The organism is Xanthomonas hortorum, from assembly GCF_024339125.1.
In the GTDB taxonomy this organism is placed as follows: domain Bacteria; phylum Pseudomonadota; class Gammaproteobacteria; order Xanthomonadales; family Xanthomonadaceae; genus Xanthomonas; species Xanthomonas hortorum.
The window spans coordinates 5,184,667-5,203,989 of record NZ_CP101417.1 but is presented as its reverse complement, the minus strand read 5'-3'; the positions used below and the strand labels follow the sequence as shown (position 1 = coordinate 5,203,989).

General features: G+C 63.6%; 16 protein-coding genes. 11 read left to right on the top strand and 5 right to left on the bottom strand.

Annotation, left to right across the window (positions count from 1 at the left end):
* Nucleotides 1-10: 10 nt before the first annotated feature.
* Together NMB96_RS22405 and NMB96_RS22400 are read right to left on the bottom strand one after the other, a co-directional pair.
* Nucleotides 11-1,693: an alpha-L-fucosidase gene (locus NMB96_RS22405; RefSeq protein WP_183086687.1), complete on the bottom strand. Its 1,683-nt coding sequence runs from the start codon at nt 1,691-1,693 to the stop codon at nt 11-13.
* A 208-nt stretch (nt 1,694-1,901) separates the two neighbouring features.
* Complete coding sequence (locus tag NMB96_RS22400; RefSeq protein ID WP_023904746.1) at nt 1,902-4,580, bottom strand: TonB-dependent receptor; 2,679 nt, start codon at nt 4,578-4,580, stop codon at nt 1,902-1,904.
* 720 nt (nt 4,581-5,300) lie between these two features.
* On the opposite strand from NMB96_RS22400, the gene NMB96_RS22395 reads away from it, so the two are divergent.
* Entirely contained in the window at nt 5,301-6,299 is a 999-nt protein-coding gene (locus NMB96_RS22395) for a glucokinase family protein (RefSeq protein WP_255087008.1), read from the top strand.
* A gap of 165 nt (nt 6,300-6,464) precedes the next feature.
* On the opposite strand, the gene NMB96_RS22390 is transcribed toward NMB96_RS22395, so the two are convergent.
* Together NMB96_RS22390 and bioA are read right to left on the bottom strand one after the other, a co-directional pair.
* A complete protein-coding gene (locus NMB96_RS22390; protein WP_023904744.1) occupies nt 6,465-7,199 on the bottom strand; it encodes a 16S rRNA (uracil(1498)-N(3))-methyltransferase in 735 nt (244 codons plus the stop codon).
* Nucleotides 7,190-8,608: an adenosylmethionine--8-amino-7-oxononanoate transaminase gene (bioA, locus tag NMB96_RS22385; RefSeq protein ID WP_255085752.1), complete on the bottom strand. Its 1,419-nt coding sequence runs from the start codon at nt 8,606-8,608 to the stop codon at nt 7,190-7,192. The genes NMB96_RS22390 and bioA overlap by 10 nt, the downstream gene beginning before the upstream one ends.
* Nucleotides 8,609-8,649: 41 nt before the next feature.
* Between bioA and nudE the strand changes: the two genes are divergently transcribed.
* The 8 genes from nudE (at nt 8,650) to NMB96_RS22345 (ending at nt 14,654) form a co-directional block, all read left to right on the top strand.
* Entirely contained in the window at nt 8,650-9,198 is a 549-nt protein-coding gene (nudE, locus tag NMB96_RS22380) for an ADP compounds hydrolase NudE (protein WP_043889357.1), read from the top strand.
* Complete coding sequence (gene cysQ, locus NMB96_RS22375; protein ID WP_023904741.1) at nt 9,195-9,995, top strand: 3'(2'),5'-bisphosphate nucleotidase CysQ; 801 nt, start codon at nt 9,195-9,197, stop codon at nt 9,993-9,995. The genes nudE and cysQ overlap by 4 nt, the downstream gene beginning before the upstream one ends.
* Nucleotides 9,996-10,003: 8 nt before the next feature.
* Nucleotides 10,004-10,978, top strand: a complete 975-nt coding sequence (mazG, locus tag NMB96_RS22370; protein ID WP_023904740.1) for a nucleoside triphosphate pyrophosphohydrolase — start codon at nt 10,004-10,006, stop codon at nt 10,976-10,978.
* Entirely contained in the window at nt 10,975-11,310 is a 336-nt protein-coding gene (locus NMB96_RS22365) for a YnfA family protein (RefSeq protein WP_023904739.1), read from the top strand. The genes mazG and NMB96_RS22365 overlap by 4 nt, the downstream gene beginning before the upstream one ends.
* A 196-nt stretch (nt 11,311-11,506) precedes the next feature.
* Complete coding sequence (gene gcvT / locus NMB96_RS22360; RefSeq protein ID WP_023904737.1) at nt 11,507-12,616, top strand: glycine cleavage system aminomethyltransferase GcvT; 1,110 nt, start codon at nt 11,507-11,509, stop codon at nt 12,614-12,616.
* A gap of 141 nt (nt 12,617-12,757) precedes the next feature.
* On the top strand, nt 12,758-13,153 hold the full coding sequence (gene gcvH, locus NMB96_RS22355) for a glycine cleavage system protein GcvH (RefSeq protein ID WP_023904736.1): 396 nt from the start codon (nt 12,758-12,760) through the stop codon (nt 13,151-13,153).
* 378 nt (nt 13,154-13,531) lie between these two features.
* Nucleotides 13,532-14,197: a hypothetical protein gene (locus tag NMB96_RS22350; protein WP_152025572.1), complete on the top strand. Its 666-nt coding sequence runs from the start codon at nt 13,532-13,534 to the stop codon at nt 14,195-14,197.
* Entirely contained in the window at nt 14,187-14,654 is a 468-nt protein-coding gene (locus NMB96_RS22345; protein ID WP_023904733.1) for a hypothetical protein, read from the top strand. Before NMB96_RS22350 ends, NMB96_RS22345 begins: the two co-directional genes overlap by 11 nt.
* Before the next feature lie 153 nt (nt 14,655-14,807).
* Here the strand turns inward: NMB96_RS22345 and NMB96_RS22340 are convergent, their stop codons facing one another.
* On the bottom strand, nt 14,808-16,187 hold the full coding sequence (locus NMB96_RS22340; RefSeq protein ID WP_485130459.1) for a serine hydrolase domain-containing protein: 1,380 nt from the start codon (nt 16,185-16,187) through the stop codon (nt 14,808-14,810).
* Between the two features lie 333 nt (nt 16,188-16,520).
* On the opposite strand from NMB96_RS22340, the gene NMB96_RS22335 reads away from it, so the two are divergent.
* Complete coding sequence (locus NMB96_RS22335) at nt 16,521-17,885, top strand: NTP/NDP exchange transporter (RefSeq protein WP_023904731.1); 1,365 nt, start codon at nt 16,521-16,523, stop codon at nt 17,883-17,885.
* A gap of 981 nt (nt 17,886-18,866) precedes the next feature.
* Nucleotides 18,867-19,220, top strand: a complete 354-nt coding sequence (locus NMB96_RS22330; protein WP_104549834.1) for a DUF1304 domain-containing protein — start codon at nt 18,867-18,869, stop codon at nt 19,218-19,220.
* The last annotated feature ends 103 nt before the right edge of the window (nt 19,221-19,323 follow it).

Below are 19,323 nucleotides of genomic sequence, written 5' to 3'. Positions count from 1 at the left end.
ACAGCATCCGTCAGGGAGTGGAAGAAGAAAGGTCGATGCGGAAAACGTAGGCGTGTTCGCCCACCGGCTTGGCAGGCAGGCTCAGATGCAGGCCGTCGGCTTGCTGCTCGAACGGCACCTTCTTGCCGTTGGCCAGCAGCGTCACACCGCGCACGCCATCGGTGGGGGTGAGCGAGCGGATCACCGCCTTGCCGCCGGCCGGCCAGCCGAGTTCGATCGCATACAGCGCACCATCGCGCGTGGTGAAACGGAAATCTTCGGCGGTATACGGCTTGGTCTTGACGTCCTGGAAGGTGCCGCCCACCACTTCAGTCGGGCCTTCGCCATACACGCGCCACGGCTTGCTGTCGTAGATCGCGCCGCCGTTGGTCTTGAGCCACTTGCCGATCGAAAGCAGAATGCCGCGCTCGGTCTCGGGGATCGAACCATCCGCACGCGGGCCGATGTTGAGCATCAGGTTGCCGTTCTTGGCCACCACATCGGCCAGCATGTGGATGATGAAGGTCGGTGATTTATAGGTGTCGTTTTCGATGTAGCCCCACGAGGCATTGCTCACCGAGGTATCGGTCTGCCAATGGGTGGGATGGATGCCGGTGAGCTGGCCGCGCTCGATATCCAGCGTGCCGGCGCCTTCCGGAAACGCGCCTAGCTTGTAGTTCACCACCACGCCGCGATCGGCCTCTGTACGCGCCGCGCCCTGGTTGTAGTAATACGCCAGCATGGTCGGCAGGCTGCTGCGGAAGGTGGGGTGGGCGATCCACCAATCGAAATAGATCAGGTCCGGCTGATAGGTATCGATCAACTCGGTGGTGCGTGCCAACCAGTCGTCCAGCCAGGCCTGCGACACCGGCGTCCAGTCGTTGGCCACATCGGCATCGTCCTTGCCCGGCAGGCGCACCTGCGCCGGGCCGTACAGCGCCGCATAGCGCGGGTCGTTAACGTCCGAATCGAATTTACGCCCGCCGTCGAAGAACCAGTTGTGCTCTGCGCGATGCGAGGAAAGCCCGAAGTGCAATCCCTGCGCGCGGATCGACTTGGACAACTCGCCCAGCAGATCGCGCTTGGGCCCCATCTTCACCGCGGTCCAATCGGAGAGCTTGGAGTCGTACAGCGCGAAGCCGTCATGGTGTTCGGCCACCGGCACCACATAACGCGCGCCGGACTCGCGGAACAGTTTGGCCCAGCCATTCGGGTCGAACTTGGGCGCGGTGAACTTGGGAATCAGATCCTTGTAGCCGGAACTCGCCTGCGGGCCATAGGTCGCTACGTGGTGCGCGAACTCCTTGGAACCTTGCAGATACATGTTGCGCGAGTACCACTCGCTGCCGAACGCTGGCACCGAGAAAACGCCCCAATGGATGAAGATGCCGAACTTGGCGTTGTCGTACCACGCCGGCGATTGATAGGCCTTGAGTGCGGCCCAATCGGGACGGAACGGGCCCTTGCGTGCGCCTTGTTCTGCCTCATGCACCAGCCGCTCGCGCTCGGGTGCGTATTTGGCGGTGGCGCTGAGCCACTGCTGGTCGATCTGTTCGGGGCTGAGCGTGGTGGCGGTAGGCGCGGTGGGCGATTGCGCGCTGAGTGTGGCAGCAGGCAACGCGAGCAGCAGACCGAGCGCGAGCATTCGCGTTCTGGGTGCAGCTCCGGCGTGGCGGCGGGATGGAGCCGCGTAGTGGCGGCTATCGGTCGTCATGGGAACTGCACTCCTTCAAGCGAGACATGTCGGTTGCAGCGCAGCCGGCACGTGGATGGCAAAAGCGGGCCTGGCCATGCTCCCTCAACCGCGAAGGGGCGTGGCCAGTACCACTCCTTGGTACAACATCGAGCTGTGCGCTGCATGCAACGCACAGCTCAAAAAAAAGCGCGCCACCGTGGAGGGACGGTGGCGCGCCGGGACTACATCAGAACTTGAAGTTCAACTGGGCCTGGTAGCCGCGGCCGTTCTTGTAGAACGCCGTTGGCGTATCACGCGTGTTGCTGAAGACCCGGTAGGTGGAATCCAGCAGATTGGTTGCGCCGAAGGTGATGCCCATGTAATCGGTGATCTGATACGAGGCATTCAGATCCAGCTGCTTGTAGGCATCTGCAAAGTCACGCGACTGCAGGCGACCGATCTGGGTGAAGTACTTCGAGCGGTAGCTGTAATTCACGCGCACCGTCCAGTCGCCGTGTTCCCAGTACGGGATCACGTTGTAGGTATCGCGCGACAGGTACGGCAGGTTCAAGCCGGAGCTGGAATCGGATTCGGCAAAGGTGTAGTTGGCCTGCAAGCCAAAACCCAGACCGAAGGTCTGCTGGTAGTTGACCGACACGCCGGTGACCTTGGCGTCCGACACGTTGACCGGCGTGGTGACCTGATACAGGCCGGCAATGGCCGGCGGTGCCGGATTCAGCTGCTGGCTGGTGGTGGTGCTGACGATGTAGGAGCTGATGTCGCGATAGAACACTTCACCGGACAACATGCTGGACGGGGCGAAATACCACTCGGCCGCCAGATCGTAGTTGGTGGATTCGTACGGCTTCAGATCCGGGTTGCCGCCGTTGGCAGTCAGATCGCCGGTACCGCTGTTGATGGTGAAGGTGCCGGCCAGATCGGCGTAGCGCGGACGCGCGATGACCTTGGCTGCCGAGAAGCGCAGCACGGTGTCGTCGGTGATGTCGTAGGCGATGTTGAAGCTCGGCAGCGCCTTGCGATAGTCGTTGGTCTCGGCCACACGGTCGAAGTTGGTGCCGCCATCGTTGCTCTGCCAGAACTCGGACTTGTCGGTGGTGTCGACCAGGCGCACACCCACGTTACCGCGCCACTGGCCGGATTCGAAGTTCAACTGCGTGTAGACGTTCTGGGTGATTTCCTTGACCTGGAACGAGGCGCCGAAATCGGTGCGGTACGGGCCCTGCGGCTGCGACAACAGATAGTTGCGCACCGAGTTCAGGCTGGCGGTCGGCCAGGTGGTCAGGTCGCCGCTGGCGCCGAGGCCGTCGTACAGGCTGCTCGGCGTGCTACCCGGATTGAACTGCGTCAGCGAGACCGCATCGGTGGAGTTGATGCGGTTGCCGCGTGCGTCCACGCCGTTGTTGTGGTTGATGTACTTGTAGCCGAACTGCAGCTTGGTGAACGGGCCCAGTTCCAGGTCGCGCGAGGCATCCCACTGGAAGTACTTTTCCTCGTCCTTGCTCTTCTGGTACGCGATACCGCCGGCCTGCATGATGCCGGTGTTGGTGCCGGGGACATTGCCCTGCTGGCCGGGAGCCAGGCCCGCCGGATTGCCCGGCAACACCCAGTTCGAGGCGCCGCCGTTGTCGTAGTTCACTGCGGTGTTCTGACCATCGAAGGCGTAGTTGTAACCGCCGTCCTGCATCAGGAACTTCATCAGGTATTCGGGGTTCTTGCCGCCGGTCGCTTCGGTGTTGCCGACCTGGGTGGTGAACACCCACTTTTCACCGGACCAGTCGTGACGCAGGTTCAGGCTCTTGGTGGTGACGGTGCTCTCGCGGTAGTTGGCATCCAGCTGTGCGTACGGCTGACCGGCTGCACCATCGCTGACGGTGGCCGAGGTCACGACGCCGTTTTCCACATTGGCGCTGGTGATCTTCTGGCGGTCGTCATTACATGCCGGGCACACATAACGCGCCTGGCTGAAGTTGTTGTACTTGCCCTTGATGTACAGGCCGGTCAGGTTGAATTCGTTCTGCTCGTTGGGCTTCCACTGCAATGCGCCCTGCAGGCCGCTGCGTTCGCGGGTCTGCTGGAAGAACGCGCTGCTGATGCCGGCCGGCACGCGTGCGGTGGCCACATCGCTGCCGTCGCCGGTGATGGTGGCAGTCGGCGGAATGCCCTGGCCGGTGGTGTAGCCGAAGTACTCGATACCGGCGCGCGCCAGGTCCTGCTTGTCATGCGTGGCGGAGATCAACGCGCCGAAGGTTTCGTCGTCGTTCTTCCAGCTCCACAGCGCCGAGCCGCGCGGGTTGCCTTCTTCCGAACGGTCGTTGTAGTTGTAGCCGATCGAGCCGCGGATGGTGTTCTTGGGCAGGTCCAGCGGCTTGCGGGTGTGCACGATCACGGTGCCGCCGATCGAGCCTTCGTCGATGCGTGCCTCGGGGGTCTTGTAGACCTCCATCAGGCCGATGATTTCCGGCGACAGCAGGGTGTAGTTGAAGGTACGGCCGCTGGTGTCGGTCGGGTTGCCGCCCCAGTCGCCCGAGGCGATGGTCTGGCCGTTGAGCAGCACGCGGTTCAACGCCGGATCGGTGCCGTTGATGCTGACCTTTTCGCCTTCGCCGAACTGGCGGTCGACGCTGATGCCCGGCAGGTGCGACAACGATTCGGCCGCATTGATGTCCGGGAACTTGCCGATGTCTTCGGCGCTGATCGCATCGACGATCGAGTTGGCCGAGCGCTTGACCGCCTGGCTCTTCTCAAGCGAGGCGCGGTAGCCTGTGACGGTGATGGTGTCCAGCTCGGTGGTGGCCGAGGGCGCACTGGGAGTGGCCTGCTGTTCTTGTCCGGCAGCCATGGCAGAGCCGGAGCAGTACAGAGCGGCGGTGATACAGAGTGCTAACGTCGTGGTGCGGCTGTGCATGGCTAAACCTCATTGGTTAGTGCTTTGAGCGCGTCTGGCCCGTAGTGGGGCGCAACGCCCTCGGCGTGGCCGGCAAAACAACACGCCCTGACCGATCGCGGTGATTGCGCTGGCGCGCGTCGTGAGAAGCGGGTCCAGGCGATTCGCGTGGTAGAGGAGGTGTCCCCCGTGTGGTGAAGCGGTGTGGCGAATGCGACTTCAGCGAGTCGAACGTCGGGTGACGCACCACTCACGAATCCGGAATCGGCAGGCGAGGGAATGGCCCGATGTTCAGTCCCGAACAGTCCATGGCCCCTCCTGCCAGAACCCTGATTTGGATCGAGTCTCGCGTAGCGTTGACAGCGTTGTCAACACATCGTCACAGATCTCTGAAGCGCTTGCGATTGCGCTGCAATGCAGCAAATTTGCGACAGGGTTCCGTTTGCGTCGATGCAGTTGCGCAGCACGGCGTGAGAACGTGCGCATCGCGATTCGCTGTTTCTATGGTGAATTCGCAATGCAATGCGTCCCGACGCTGATTTGTGCGGAAATCGCTGCCACAGATGCGGATTTTTGGTGGATGATGAAATCAACAGCGCCCTGCATAAATCGTGATCGCGACGGTTGCGTTACAGGGCGATTGCTGACAACGTTGTCTACCCGTTACCGTTCGTCGGCTAACGGGACACGACACCGGCCCGCTGCCATTTATCAGGAGAACGCGTGAGCGCAAGCAGCCCAATGGACGCGGTGTCTTTTCCGCGCACCGAAACCTTCGTTGCCGCAGATGTGGGCGGGACGCATGTGCGCCTGGCGCTGGTGTGCGAAAGCATCGATCCACGCAAGCCGGTCACTGTGCTGGACTACCGCAAGTACCGCTGCGCCGATTACCCGGGCCTGGCCGAGATCATGTCGGCATTCTTCGCGGAGCTGGGCTGTGCGCCGGTGAAGCGCGGCGTCATCGCCAGCGCCGGGTACGCATTGGAAGACGGCAGCGTGATCACCGCCAATCTGCCGTGGGTGCTGGCACCGGGGCAGATCCGCAGCCAGCTCGGCATGCAGGCCTTGCATCTGGTCAACGATTTCGAAGCGGTTGCCTATGCGGCCAATTACATGGTCGGCAATCAGGTCCTGCAGTTGTCTGGCCCGCCGCAAGGTGCAGCGGGTCCGGCGCTGATCCTGGGCCCCGGCACCGGGTTGGGCGCAGCGTTGTGGATTCCCAACGGCACCAACGCGGTGGTGTTGCCGACCGAAGCCGGCCACGCCGCACTCGCGGCAGCCAGCGATCTGGAAGTGGCGTTACTGCAGCAACTGCGCCGCACGCGCACGCACGTGGCCACCGAACATCTGCTTTCCGGCCCGGGCTTGTTGAATCTCTATACCGCGCTGGCCGCACTGCGCGGCGAGCCGGCCGTGCACGCCAGCCCGTCCGATGTCACCGCCGCCGCATTGGCCGGTAACGACACGTTGGCACGCGATGCCTTGCAGGCGTTCTGCGGTTTCATGGGGAGCGTGGTCGGCGACATGATCCTGCTGTACGGCGTGCGCAGCGGTGTGTATCTGGCTGGCGGCTTCCTGCCGCAGATCGCCACCTTCATTGCCGAAAGCGACTTCGTCGCACGCCTGCTCGACAAGGGCGCCTTGCGTCCGGCGCTGGAGCAGGTGCCGGTCAGCATCGTCGAACATGGCCAGCTCGGTGTGATCGGCGCGGCCAGCTGGTTTTTGCAGCACGGGCGCTGAGCCTCGCGCATCGCTCGGTCCAGCAATCTGTCTGCACCGAGCCGACCAATTCCGCAGTCCCGTAGGAGCGCCCTTGGGCGCGATGGGCTTTATCGATAACGCTTCATCGCGCCCAAGGGCGCTCCTACGATGTAGGGCGAGCGTCAGATGACCCGCAGCATCGCCCTATAGATCCCCAAACCGCGACTGCAGCGCCGCAATCGCCGCCAGCCCCGCCGTTTCGGTGCGCAAAATGCGCGGCCCCAATTGCAACCCGCTGAAACCGGCCTCGCCGAGGATTGCGCGGTCGCGCGGCGACCAGCCGCCTTCCGGCCCGATCGCCGCGATCACAGCCTGTTGCGCGGCGACCGACAGCGTGGCCAGGCGATGCTCGCCATGCGGGTCCAGCGTCAGCCGTAGCGCATGCGGGTCGCTGGCCTGCGCCGCGTCCTGCAGGCCCAGTGGCGCAGCGACCGTGGGCACGCGTGCACGCCCGGATTGTTCGCAGGCCGAGATCACCACGCTGCGCCAGTGCGCCACGCGTTTTTCCATCCGCGCCGGGTCGAGCTTGACCTCGGTTCGCTCGGCGTTGACCGGCACGATCGCCGCAACCCCCAGCTCGGTCGCCTTCTGCAGGATCAGGTCCATCTTCTCGCCGCGCGCGATGCCCTGGATCAGCGTGATCGACAGCGGCGATTCGTTGCACAGCGGCTGCGCACGTTCCACCAGTGCGCGCGCTTCACGCTTGCCTGCCAGCGTGATACGCGCGTGGTAGTCGCTGCCGTCGCCGTTGAACAGGATGCAGGCATCGCCCTCGCGCAGTCGCAGCACACGCAGCAGGTGATTGGCCGACTCCTCCGGCAGCGTCACTTCCTGGTCGCAGTGCAGCGGCAGTGCGACATGCGAGCGGGTCAGGCGCATGCAACCGCCTCCTCGATGGCATGGCGGGTGGTGGCAGCCAGCAGCGCAAGTTGCGCTTCGTCCACGCAATACGGCGGCATCCAGTACAGCACATCGCCGAGCGGGCGCAGCACCACGCCCTTGTCGAGGGCCGCGCGATAGGCCTTCAGGCCCACCCGCGCCGCTGCCGGGAACGGCGTGCGCTTGTCGCCGCCCTGGGTGAGCTCGAACGCCACGATCATGCCGGCCTGGCGCACGTCCGCCACGGCGGGGTGTTCGCCGATCTGCGCGGCCAGTGCGCGCATGTGCGCGGCCGTGTGCTGATTGCGCGCAATCACATCGTCGCCTGCAAAAATCTGCAAGGTGGCCAGTGCCGCCGCACACGCCAGCGGATTGCCGGTGTAACTATGCGAATGCAGAAACGCACGTTCGCGCGAATCATCGAGAAAGGCGTCGTACAACTGCTGCGTGGCCAGCACCGCCGACAACGGCAGAAAGCCACCGGTCAATCCCTTGGACAGACACAGCAGGTCCGGCATGACACCGGCCTGCTCGCAGGCGAACAAGGTGCCGGTGCGGCCGAAGCCGGTGGCGATCTCGTCTGCGATCAAGAACGCGCCATGCGCATCGCACAGTTCGCGCGCACGCCGTAAGTAAGCCGGGTGATACATGCGCATGCCGCCTGCGCATTGCACGCGCGGCTCCAGGATCAGTGCGCAGATTTCGCCTGGCGATTGTTCGAACACCGCCTGCAACGCGTCGGCAGCCTGCAGCGCATAGTCTTCTGCGCTCTGTCCGGGCTCGGCCAGATACGCATCCGGCGATGGCGCAAAGATCGATTCCAGCAGCAGCGGCGCATACACGCGCCGGTACAGCGGAATGTCGCCGACCGACAGCGCGCCGATGGTCTCGCCGTGGTAGCCGTTTTCCAGCGCCACGAAGCGGGTGCGGCGATGCTCGCCGCGGTTGTGGAAATAATGGAAGGCCATCTTCAACGCCACTTCCACGCCGGCCGACCCATTGTCGGCATAGAACACTTTAGATAGCGGCGCGCGGCCGGCCTGACGTGGCGCGATCGCCAACAGGCGCTCGGCCAGTTGCACTGCCGGCGCATGCGTGAAGCCGGCCAGCATCACCTGCTCCAGCTCGCCGGCCTGGCGCGCGATGGCCGCGCCGATGCGCGGTTCGGTGTGGCCGAACAGGTTGGTCCACCAACTGCTGACCGCATCCAGATAGTGGCGGCCGTCGTAACCGACCAGCCACGCACCGTCGCCACGCGCGATCGGCACCAGTGGAAGTGTGTGCGGGTGCTCGCGCATCTGCGTGCAGGGGTGCCACAGCACCTCAAGATCGCGTTGCCGCCAATGTTCGGCAGCTTGAGAGGCTGCCGGGTCTGCTAGGATTTCGGGCTCATGAACATGTCGATGCATACGCCTATTCTATCGGTCGCCCCCGCCCCTGCGTGTCACGCATGAGCCCGCGTCTGCCGACCATCCACAAGATCACCGATCTCGGTGACGGGCCGTTCCGTCGCCAGCAACTGGATCTGGAATTTTCCAACGGCGAGCGCCGCTTGTACGAACGCCAACTCAGCCAGGGCCACGGCGCGGTGGTGGTGGTGCCAATGCTGGATGCGCAGACCGTGCTGCTGGTGCGCGAGTACGCCGCCGGCGTGCATCGCTACGAGCTGGGTCTGGTCAAGGGCCGCATCGATGCAGGCGAGACGCCGGAGCAGGCGGCCGACCGCGAACTCAAGGAAGAAGCCGGTTACGGCGCGCGCCAGGTGCAGGTGCTGCGCGCGATGACGCTCGCTCCTACTTATATGAGTCACCAATCCTGGTTGGTGCTGGCGCGCGATCTCTACCCCGAACGGCTGGTTGGCGACGAGCCCGAAGAGATGGAAGTGATTCCCTGGCCGATTGCCCGTCTGGACGACTTGATGCTGCGCGACGATTTCTCCGAAGGCCGTTCGTTGGCTGCCCTGTTCATTGCGCGCGAGTGGCTGGAGCGCAATCCATGATTCGCATTCCGATGGAACTGCGCGAAACCGTGATCGCCATCGCCCGCGAGGCGGGTGATGCGATCATGCAGGTGTACGCGCAGGACTTCGCGGTGCAGATCAAGGACGACGCCAGTCCGCTGACCCAGGCCGACCTGGCCGCCAACCGCGTCATCGTCGATGCGTTGCGGCGGGTCACGCCGGACGTGCCGGTGCTCTCGGAAGAATCCGCGCACATCGCCTGGGAAGAACGCCAGTTCTGGACCAGTTACTGGTTGGTCGACCCGCTCGACGGCACCCGCGAGTTCGTCAAGCGCAACGGCGAGTTCAGCGTCAACATCGCGTTGATCCACATGGGCGCGCCGGTGCTCGGCGTGGTGCAGGCACCGGTCGATGGCCGGGTCTGGTACGCGGCGCGCGGCGAGAACGCCTACCGCCGCGATGGCCATCGCGACGAAATGCTGCAGACGCGCACGCCCGCCGCCACGCCATTGCGGGTGGCCGCCAGCCGCTCGCATCGCGACGCGCGCACCGCGGCCGCACTGGAGCGCATGGGCGAGATCGATGTGGTGGCGCAGGGCTCGTCGTTGAAGTTCTGCCGCATCGCCGAAGGCGATCTCGACGTCTATCCACGCTTCGGCCCCACGTCCGAGTGGGACACCGCTGCCGGCCAGTGTGTGCTGCATGCCGCCGGCGGCGTGTTGCTGGCGGGGGGCTCCGGCAAACCGTTCCGCTACAACCGCCGCGACACCTTGCTCAACGGTGATTTCATCGCGCTGGGCGATCCGAATCTGCCGTGGCGCAGTTGGCTGGTATGAGCGTCGCTATGCCCCAGACCCCGCCGACCGGCGACATCCAGCGCCTGCTGCAGTTGATGGCGCGTCTGCGTGATCGCGAGCACGGCTGTCCCTGGGATGTGGAGCAGACCTTCGCCAGCATTGCGCCGTACACGATCGAAGAAGCCTACGAAGTCGCCGACGCCATCGATCGCACCGACCTGCCGGGCTTGCGCGACGAGTTGGGCGACCTGCTGCTGCAGGTTGTCTTCCATGCACAGATGGCAGCAGAGCAGGGCGCATTCGACTTTGCCGACGTGGTCGCCACACTCAGCGACAAGCTGGTGCGCCGCCACCCGCATGTCTTCGCCGATCAACAGGTCGACGGCGCGCAGGCAGTGAGCGCCAACTGGGAGCAGATCAAGCGCGAAGAACGTCGCGCAGCCGGCCATCAGGACGACTCCGCACTTGCCGGCATCGCACGCGGCCTGCCGGAGTGGCAGCGCTCCACCAAGCTGCAGTCGCGCGCGGCGCGGGTCGGCTTCGACTGGCCCGGCCCGGCACCGGTGCTGGAAAAACTGCAGGAAGAAATCGAAGAGTTGCGCGTGGAGTTCGCACGCGGCCCGGTCACCGACAACCAGGCACGGCTGGAAGACGAGCTTGGCGATGTGTTGTTTGTCTGCGCCAACCTGGCGCGGCACGCCAAGGTCGATGTGGGCGCCGCACTGCGCCATGCCAATCTCAAATTCGAGCGCCGCTTTCGCGCCATGGAAGCGCTCGCGCAGACCGCAGACACCAATCTGGCAGCACTGTCCCTGGACCAACAGGAAGCGCTGTGGCAACAGGTCAAGCGCGGCGAGCGAGGTGAGGATCCGGCTGCTTTCGACCCGCTGGTCGCTGGCAAACCTGCCATCTATCAGTCAGTCGTCGGCGAGCAAGGTCTCGATGCCTCCGACCCGCATCAGGCAAACCGCGACCGGCAAGATTTGAACAAGCAAGATTTCGACAAGCCAGACCGCGCATGAATTCCGCACCGACCACGCTGCTGCTGTTCGCAGCTACCGCGGTCGCCGAACTGGTCGGTTGCTACCTTCCTTATCTATGGCTGCGCAAAGGCGGCAGTGCGTGGTTGTTGCTGCCGACGGCGTTGAGCCTCGCCATCTTCGTATGGTTGTTGAGCCTGCATCCCGAGGCCAGCGGGCGCGTGTATGCGGCCTATGGCGGCGTCTACATCGCCAGCGCCTTGTTGTGGTTGTGGTGGGTGGACCGGGTGACGCCGACGCGTTGGGATCTGTTGGGCGCCGCCTGTTGCCTGCTTGGCATGGCCATCATCATGTTTTCGCCGCGCAGCGTCTGAGCGCGCGCATGGCGAGTTCGTGCGGCTGACGCAGCGCCACGCTTGCGACGCGCCGAGCATCGCAACGTGTGAATGCAGGGACTCGATGGCAGCTCACAGGAGCGGCTAAGCAAATTGCTGCGGCGCGGCGAACACGCCGTTCCCGCAAGCACGGCCGGGCGGCGATAATGGTCCTCTTTCCCTTGGACCGGCGCGCATGACCCAGAAGACCATCCTCAACGACACCCATCGTGCGCTCGGCGCCAAGATGGTCGACTTCGGCGGTTGGGACATGCCGATCCATTACGGCTCGCAGCTGGACGAGCACCATCAGGTGCGTCGCGACGCCGGCATGTTCGACGTCAGCCACATGACCGTGGTCGATCTGCACGGCGCGCGCGTGCGCGAATTTCTGCGCTACCTGCTGGCCAACTCGGTGGACAAGCTCAAGGTCTCCGGCAAGGCGCTGTACACCTGCATGCTCAATCCGCAGGGCGGGGTGATCGACGACCTGATCGTCTACTTCATGAGCGAAGAGTTCTTCCGCCTGGTGGTCAACGCCGCCACCCGCGAAAAGGATCTGCAGTGGATCGGCGAGCAGGCCGCGCGCTTCGATGTGCGCGTGGAAGAGCGCAGCGACTTTGCGATGATCGCGGTGCAAGGTCCCAACGCACGCGCCAAGGTCATCGAGCTGGTGGATCCTGCCGACAGCACTGCAGCCAGCAAGCTCGGCCGTTTCGCTGCACTGCAGACACATTCGCGCGATGGCATCGCACTGTTCCTCGCACGCACTGGCTACACCGGCGAAGACGGTTTCGAAATCGTGTTGCCGCAGGACGCGGCGGTTGCGTTCTGGAACGCCCTGCTCGCGCAAGGCGTCAAGCCGGCCGGTCTGGGCGCGCGCGATACCTTGCGTCTGGAGGCAGGGATGAATCTCTACGGGCAAGACATGGACGACGCGGTCACTCCCTATGAGGCTGCGTTGGCCTGGACGATCACATTGGACGAAGGCCGCGACTTCATCGGTCGCGCCGTGCTCGAAGCGCAAAAGGCGCAGGGCGCGCCGCGTCAACTCATCGGTGTGGTGATGGATGAGAAGGGCGTGCTGCGGCACGGCCAGAGCGTGTTCACCGCCAGCGGCGAAGGCGAGATCCTGTCCGGCACCTTCTCGCCCACGCTCGGCAAGGCAATCGCATTCGCGCGCGTGCCGGCCGGCAGCATCGACGACCTGCGTGTGGACATCCGCGGCAAGCAGGTGCCGTTGCGCGCGGTGAAGTTTCCGTTCGTGCGCGATGGCCAGGCACAGCCCGGCGTGCTTGGGCAATGAGTCAAACGCTGCCGGGCGTGCAGACGTTCGGCAGCGCGCAACATCGGTAGCAACCAAGCAGTCCTGCACGCGCGTGCACCTGTCTTGTCGCGCGGTCTAAACTAGCCACCTGTCCCTAACCCCAGTTTCCCCGGAGCACACATGAGCGAGATCCCTGGCGACCTCAAGTTCCTCAAATCCCACGAGTGGGCCCGCGTCGAAAACAGCGGCCGTGTGACCGTCGGTATCTCCGACCACGCGCAGGGCTTGCTGGGTGACCTGGTCTACGTCGAACTGCCGGGCGTCGGCGACACCGTGCAGGCCGGCAACGGCGCGGCAGTGGTGGAGTCGGTCAAGGCCGCCTCCGACGTCTACAGCCCGGTCAGCGGTACCGTCGTCGAGGTCAATAGCGCACTTAGCGACAAGCCGGAAACCATCAACGAAGACGCTTACGGCGACGGCTGGATCTTCGTGGTCGAACTCGACGACAAGGAAGAGCTCAACGATCTGCTGTCGCCGGACGACTATGCCGAGCTGCTGGAAGAAGACGCGCACTGATCGCGCCTGGCACATCGCAACCTCGGATGGCCGCTCCTGGAGCGGCCATTTTTTTGCACGCCAGGCTGCGCCGGCGCGCCGGTATCGATTGCAGTGGCCAGCGAACTGCCGCGTTGCCGAGTTCTCGAACGATGCCTGCATGCCAGGTCCCGGTCTCCATCGCCGCGCTCGGCGACCGATCGAAAAACACCGCACGCGCCAGGCACGCACCACCGCCACCGCGTCGAAGGATGTCCGCATGCAGGTGCGTCGGATTTCTGGCGTGAGCCAATCGTGAGGACGCGGCGTGTGCGTGGTGAAAAAAAACTGGCGCTCGCATGCGTCGATGGTCGATCGTTGGACGCGATGCAACGCATGCATGCATGCGTCGAGTCGTCCATGCAGACGCATGCAAGGCGATCGAAGAGCGCAATAAGTTTGCGCATTTGTGCTGATGCGACGCCCCAAGCGCAGTCGTTGGATAAAAAATTTTCAGCTGGCGGACAGGCGACGAAAGACATCACTGCCTTGTACCTTGCGACGCGTCCGTCATGCCGATCCAGTCGCTGCATTTTTGACCGCTTCAAAAAAACAGCACAAAAGAAGTGGTTTTCTGAAAACCCGATTGTACGAATGCGCGCGTCGCTCGCACGCGCATGCCAGTGCAAGGCCTGTCTGGATCACCTCGGCGCGCTGTATTGCGATGGCTGGCTGAAAAAAAATTGCAAAAGAGTGTTGACAGTAAAAAAAAGCGTGATTAGGTTTCGCCCAGCAGACGTTGCTGCGAAAGAGAGTGAGCAGAATCGACATCAAGCCGACACGCTTGTTCCAGATGTCCACCGAAGCGCTATCCACGGTGGAGTCGGGTCCGCTTCTCTCCAAGAAAGCAGCAGTCGTTCCGATCACGCACCCGTGTCGCCGTTCGATGCGGGTGTTTCTGTATCCGTCCCGTCGCGCATCACCTGCGGATGGTTCCCGACGATGGCATGCCGTCGCGGGGTTTGGTTCAACTGGGCGTTTCACCTCCATAGTTCACTGACGAGGAGCCAATTACATGGCCACTAAAAAAGCTGCAAAAAAGAAACCCACCGCCAAGAAGGCAGTGAAGAAGACTGCCGCCAAGAAGGCAGTCAAGAAGGTCGCCAAGAAGGCAACCGCTAAGAAGGCAGTGAAGAAGGCTGCTGCCAAGAAGGCCGTCAAGAAGACTGCCAAGAAGGCAACCGCCAAGAAAGCAGTGAAGAAGACTGCCAAGAAGGCAACCAAGAAGACTGCCGCCAAGAAGGCAGTGAAGAAGACCGCAAAGAAGGCAGTGAAGAAGACTGCCAAGAAGGCGACCAAGAAGACGGCCGCCAAGAAAGCAGTCAAGAAGACCGCCAAAAAGGCAGCAGCTCCGAAGAAGGCGACCAAGAAGTCCGCCACCAAGAAGACTGCCGTAAAGAAGGTCGCCAAGAAGAAGCCGGCCGTTCGCAAGAAGAAGGCCGCTCCGGTCGCGCTGCCCGCAACTCCGGCGCCGCTGATCTGATCTGCAACACCCGATCGCCGTAAACATCGAGCTCTCTCCCCGACGCCCAGCGGGGAGGGAGCTTTTTTATTGGGTCGCTCTCAACAATCGCGAATGCCAAAAACAATAAAGGCGACCGAAGCCGCCTCTGTCTTGAATCGCTGCGACGCCAACTCAGCGCGGCGATGCCACCGACTTGCCGGACGAGGCACCCTTGCCGGCAGGATCGGGACGCTCGGCCAGCATGTTCTCGCTGCCGAAGTCGCCATCCACATCGATGTCCAGCCAACGCTTGGCCGGCAGGCCGAGTGCGCGATCCAGGATGGTCGGCAGCATGCCCGACGGCAGACCACTCTCGCCGTTCCACATGATCGCGATGCCAAGGTCGCGCTCGGGCAGCAGCGCGACCAGGCCGCGATAGCCCTGCACCGCGCCGGCATGGAAGATGACTTGATGGCCGGCGTAATCGAACACGCGCCAGCCCAGCGCGTAGCTGGCAGCGTCCACACGCTCGTGGCGCCAACCCGAGCGCATCTCGCCCGGTGTGGAGATCAACGGCGCATGCAGCGTCGCCAGCAGCGGCGCAGGCAGCACGTCGGTGCGGTGACCGGTGTGTGCAAGTAACCACTGTGCCATGTCGCTGGCGCTGGCGTTGACGCCGGCAGCGGGCGCCAGGCGGTAGTAGGTCGGCTTGGGCGTCAGTGCCACCCAACCGCCGCGGCTGCGCACATGCGGGCGTGCCGCGTGCGGGCTGGCCTGGATACCGGCCAGGCCCATGCTCGCGTCATTCATGCCCAACGGCTTGAAGATGCGGCGCTCCACCGACTGCTCATAGAAGCTGCCGGAAGCGGCGAACACCACATCGCCGACCAGACTGAAGGCCACGTTCTGATACGCATAGCAATCGCCCGGCGCGCAGCGCAAGGGTGCAGCGGCGAGCTTGTGGCTGAGCGAGTAGTAGTCGACGTTGGATTCGATATCGCGGTCGTAGGCGTTGCGGGTCAGGCCAACGCGGTGGCTGAGCACCTCGGCGACGGTGAGCTGATGGGTGGCGACGTTATCGCTGAGCTGGAAGCCGGGCACGTAATCGACCACCTTGCTGTCCCAACGCAGCACGCCGTCGTTGACCAGCAGGCCGGCCAGGGTGCTTGCGAACGCCTTGGACAGCGAAGCAAGACGGAACACGGTGTGGCCATCGACCGGCTGCGGATGATTGACGTCGGTGACGCCATAGCCGCGCGCGCTGAGCACCTTGCCACCCTGCACGATCGCCATCGCAATGCCGGGCACGCGGTTGCCGTAGGTCAACTGATTGGCCATGGACTCAAACGCGGCCACATCGAATCCGGCCGCCGGTGGCAGCACACTGCTGGCCGGAAGCGAGGCGCGATACTGCAGCGGAGCGGTGGGCGACTGTGCGGCGGTGGCCGGCTGCAGCGCAGAGGCAGCTGGCGCGGGCGTCTGCGCGGTGGAAGAGAGGGCCAGGGGAAATAACGCCCCGAGCAGCCCGATGGCCAACGGACGAAACCGTCGGGGCCTGCGCATTTCAGTCATGGTTGTCCCGCCTGTTCCACTGCCTCCGGCGATTCTAGCGCCGCGCTTCGCAATAGCACAAACTGCCAGAAGATGAATGGGCATCATATTGATCCTATTGATGATTTTAGGTTCAGAAATCGGGCGGCGCGGAGCGCTTCGAGTGCGCCTCGGCACCTTTGCAGATGTGGCTGCAAGCGGCGTGCCGTCTGGATGCAGGATCAGTCCGTTGTGTTCTGCACCGCGCCGCTGGTGGTGCTGCGCCGCATCGGCTAACTTGCGCGCTTCCTTCGCGGGTGCCGCCGCTGCCATGTCTACGCTGTCGGGCCCGTTTGTGCAGGCGATTTGTTCACCATGACCAGCCGATTTTCTTCGTCGCAGGCTGCGGCTGGCCGTTTGAGCGGCGCGTTGCGCAGCTCGCCGCCGCTGGCGTGGAGTTTTCTGTATTTCTTCTGCCTGCTCAGCGGGTATTACGTGCTGCGCCCGGTGCGCGAGGCGATGAGCGCCTCGGCGGATGTGGAAGCGATCTTTCCCACCGGCATGATCGCCTTCTTCGCCGCGCATGGCATGCCGCTCAAGGACTTCACCCTGCAGGTGCTGTTTACCTGCACCTTCCTGATCATGGTGTTGCTGCAGCCGGTCTACGGCGCACTTGTCAGCCGTTATCCGCGCCGGGTGTTCCTGCCGGTGGTGTATGGCTTCTTCATCGCGACCCTGCTGCTGTTCTACGTGTTGTTCGATAGCGGCGTGCCAGGGCGCGGCATGGCGTTCTTTTTGTGGGTGACCGTCTTCAACCTGTTTGCGGTGGCGGTGTTCTGGAGCTTCATGGCCGACGTCTTCAGCAATGCCGAAGCGCGCAATTACTACGGTTACATCGGTGCGGCGGGCACGCTGGGTGCGTTTCTCGGGCCGATCCTCACCCGCACGTTGGTCGAGCGTATCGGCATCGCGCATCTGATGCTGGTGTCGGCCGGGTTTCTGACGGTGTGCGTGGTCTGCGTGCTGCGTCTGCGCTTGTGGGCGGTTGCGCGCGAGCAGGAGCGACAGCTGAGCTCCGGCGAAGTGCCGATGGGCGGCGATGTGCTCGGCGGGCTCAAGTTGATCGTGCGCGAGCCGTTGCTGCGCTGGTTGGCCTTCATGGTGTTGTTCGCCGTTGGCGTCGGCACCTTGCTCTACAACGAGCAGGCAGCGCTGGTACGGCGGCTATACACGGACGCAGCGGCAGCCACCGCCTATTACGCGAGCATCGATCTGGCGATCAATGCGCTCACCCTGGTGTTGCAGCTGCTGGTGACGCGCGCGCTGTTGTCGCGTTTCGGTATCGCACCGGCGCTGTTGATTCCGGGCGTGGCGATCACGCTGGGCTATGCCGTGCTGACGGCCTCGCCGTTGCCGATGATGATCGCGATCGTGCAGGTGATCACGCGCTCCAGCGAGTTCGCACTCGCCAAGCCGGCGCGCGAGACCTTGTACACGCGCGTCGACCGGGAATGGCGTTACAAGGCCGGCGCGGCGATCGACACCGTGATCTACCGCGGTGGCGACCTCACCTTCGTGTGGGTGCACAAGCTGGTGTCGGCATTCGGCTCCAGCGCCGTGTTCGGCGTCGGTCTGCTGGTGGCCTCGGGCATGACACTGGGCGCATTCGGTCTGCTGCGCGAGGCGCGCAAGCTGCCTGCCGAGCGCGATGCGCAGACCGCCAGGCAGACCTCCGACTAAGAGGGGCTGGCAAAACTACTTGCCGCCATCAAACGGGCGCGACTGTTGATGGGTACGACATGTACCACTGATACAGCTGGTTCTGAGCGCGCCGTGCATATCTGCCTGCTTATTACTCGCGATGTTTTTTGTCAGCCAGTTCAAGGCAGCGACATCTCTGTTGCCTTGGAGTAGTTGGACAGTGTTGATAGCTCTTTTGCAGAGCGGATGATCTCAGGGCTGGAGCGGTTGATCTGCGGCCTGGCTGCAGGGCCCTTGCCCGCCCACCATCGCAGGACACGCCGCAAGTACGTCCGTGTAGGCTCTTACGCGGCATCCATGCCGCGTAAGGTCCCGCGACGGTGGGCGGGCAAGGACCAATCAATAGTGTCGGTGTGTAGGGTGCAAGCAGTGCATGACGTGCTTCCAATTCGCTAACTCTCGTGTAGATGCGGCCTGCATCAGCAGGCCGATGTAGCCGGAGAGATGGCCCGTTTTCACAAAGCTAGCGATCAGCTCCCTGGTGCGGTGTCCTCACCGCTTGTGGGACCGTGTGGCGGCATGGATGCCGCCACCGAGCCTACATGGACGTACTTGCGGCGTGTCCCGCGAGCGGCGAGGGCATCGCGCCCTCGACCAACGCGGCTTGGAACCATCCAGATGACGCGAAGAGCGGCAACAGAACGCCGTGCTCACTTTCAGGCTGTCGCGGATGGTGTTCGGCGAGGCATGTAGTACGGGGCACTCCGATCCCGAGCGCGCTCTGCGTGCTACCGGTGGAGTGCTCGCGATCTTCTATCAGCCACTCCAGGAGCCGGCAGCAAGCGATTGCGCGACTGTCAAACAGACGTAGCCGGTGCGCGCAATCACAACGTTCTACTGGCGCGTGCAGATCTTGCATCTCTTACGCCCATCTTGCGGCAGCATGAGGTTTGATCAGCTGCTTCGGACCGACTGCAATCGCGACTATGCTGGCTGCCACGTTCATTACGCCAATCTGCCATGTCCCTGTTCGCCATCGTCGCCGGCCTGTGCGTCGCTCTGCTGCACGTCTACATCCTGGTATTGGAAATGGTGCTGTGGACGCACCCGCTGGGCTTGAAGACCTTCCGCAACACGCTCGAGAAGGCTCAGGCCACCCGCGTGCTGGCCGCCAACCAGGGCCTCTACAACGGCTTCCTGGCCGCCGGTCTGTTGTGGGGCGCGTTGCAGGCCCGCACCGACGTGCTGAGCTTCTTTCTCGGCTGTGTGGTCGTGGCGGGTTGCTACGGCGCCTATAGCGTCAACCGTCGCATCTTCTTTGTGCAGGCGTTGCCCGCGCTGATTGCGTTGGCGTTGGTGTGGTTGCCGCGCTGAGGTTCTGCCGGCAGCGTCTTCGCTTCTCGTAGGAGCAGGCTTGCCCGCGATGAAGCATGACCGGTAACGCTTCATCGCGGGCAAGCCCGCTCCTACGAAGGTG

What these genes read in the sequence shown, in the direction of transcription:
- NMB96_RS22405 (WP_183086687.1), bottom strand. Translation starts at nt 1,693, where the DNA reads ATGACGACCGATAGCCGCCACTACGCGGCTCCATCCCGCCGCCACGCC.
- NMB96_RS22400 (WP_023904746.1), bottom strand. Translation starts at nt 4,580, where the DNA reads ATGCACAGCCGCACCACGACGTTAGCACTCTGTATCACCGCCGCTCTG.
- NMB96_RS22395 (WP_255087008.1), top strand. Translation starts at nt 5,301, where the DNA reads ATGGACGCGGTGTCTTTTCCGCGCACCGAAACCTTCGTTGCCGCAGAT.
- NMB96_RS22390 (WP_023904744.1), bottom strand. Translation starts at nt 7,199, where the DNA reads ATGCGCCTGACCCGCTCGCATGTCGCACTGCCGCTGCACTGCGACCAG.
- bioA (WP_255085752.1), bottom strand. Translation starts at nt 8,608, where the DNA reads ATGCATCGACATGTTCATGAGCCCGAAATCCTAGCAGACCCGGCAGCC.
- nudE (WP_043889357.1), top strand. Translation starts at nt 8,650, where the DNA reads ATGAGCCCGCGTCTGCCGACCATCCACAAGATCACCGATCTCGGTGAC.
- cysQ (WP_023904741.1), top strand. Translation starts at nt 9,195, where the DNA reads ATGATTCGCATTCCGATGGAACTGCGCGAAACCGTGATCGCCATCGCC.
- mazG (WP_023904740.1), top strand. Translation starts at nt 10,004, where the DNA reads ATGCCCCAGACCCCGCCGACCGGCGACATCCAGCGCCTGCTGCAGTTG.
- NMB96_RS22365 (WP_023904739.1), top strand. Translation starts at nt 10,975, where the DNA reads ATGAATTCCGCACCGACCACGCTGCTGCTGTTCGCAGCTACCGCGGTC.
- gcvT (WP_023904737.1), top strand. Translation starts at nt 11,507, where the DNA reads ATGACCCAGAAGACCATCCTCAACGACACCCATCGTGCGCTCGGCGCC.
- gcvH (WP_023904736.1), top strand. Translation starts at nt 12,758, where the DNA reads ATGAGCGAGATCCCTGGCGACCTCAAGTTCCTCAAATCCCACGAGTGG.
- NMB96_RS22350 (WP_152025572.1), top strand. Translation starts at nt 13,532, where the DNA reads ATGCAGACGCATGCAAGGCGATCGAAGAGCGCAATAAGTTTGCGCATT.
- NMB96_RS22345 (WP_023904733.1), top strand. Translation starts at nt 14,187, where the DNA reads ATGGCCACTAAAAAAGCTGCAAAAAAGAAACCCACCGCCAAGAAGGCA.
- NMB96_RS22340 (WP_485130459.1), bottom strand. Translation starts at nt 16,187, where the DNA reads ATGACTGAAATGCGCAGGCCCCGACGGTTTCGTCCGTTGGCCATCGGG.
- NMB96_RS22335 (WP_023904731.1), top strand. Translation starts at nt 16,521, where the DNA reads ATGACCAGCCGATTTTCTTCGTCGCAGGCTGCGGCTGGCCGTTTGAGC.
- NMB96_RS22330 (WP_104549834.1), top strand. Translation starts at nt 18,867, where the DNA reads ATGTCCCTGTTCGCCATCGTCGCCGGCCTGTGCGTCGCTCTGCTGCAC.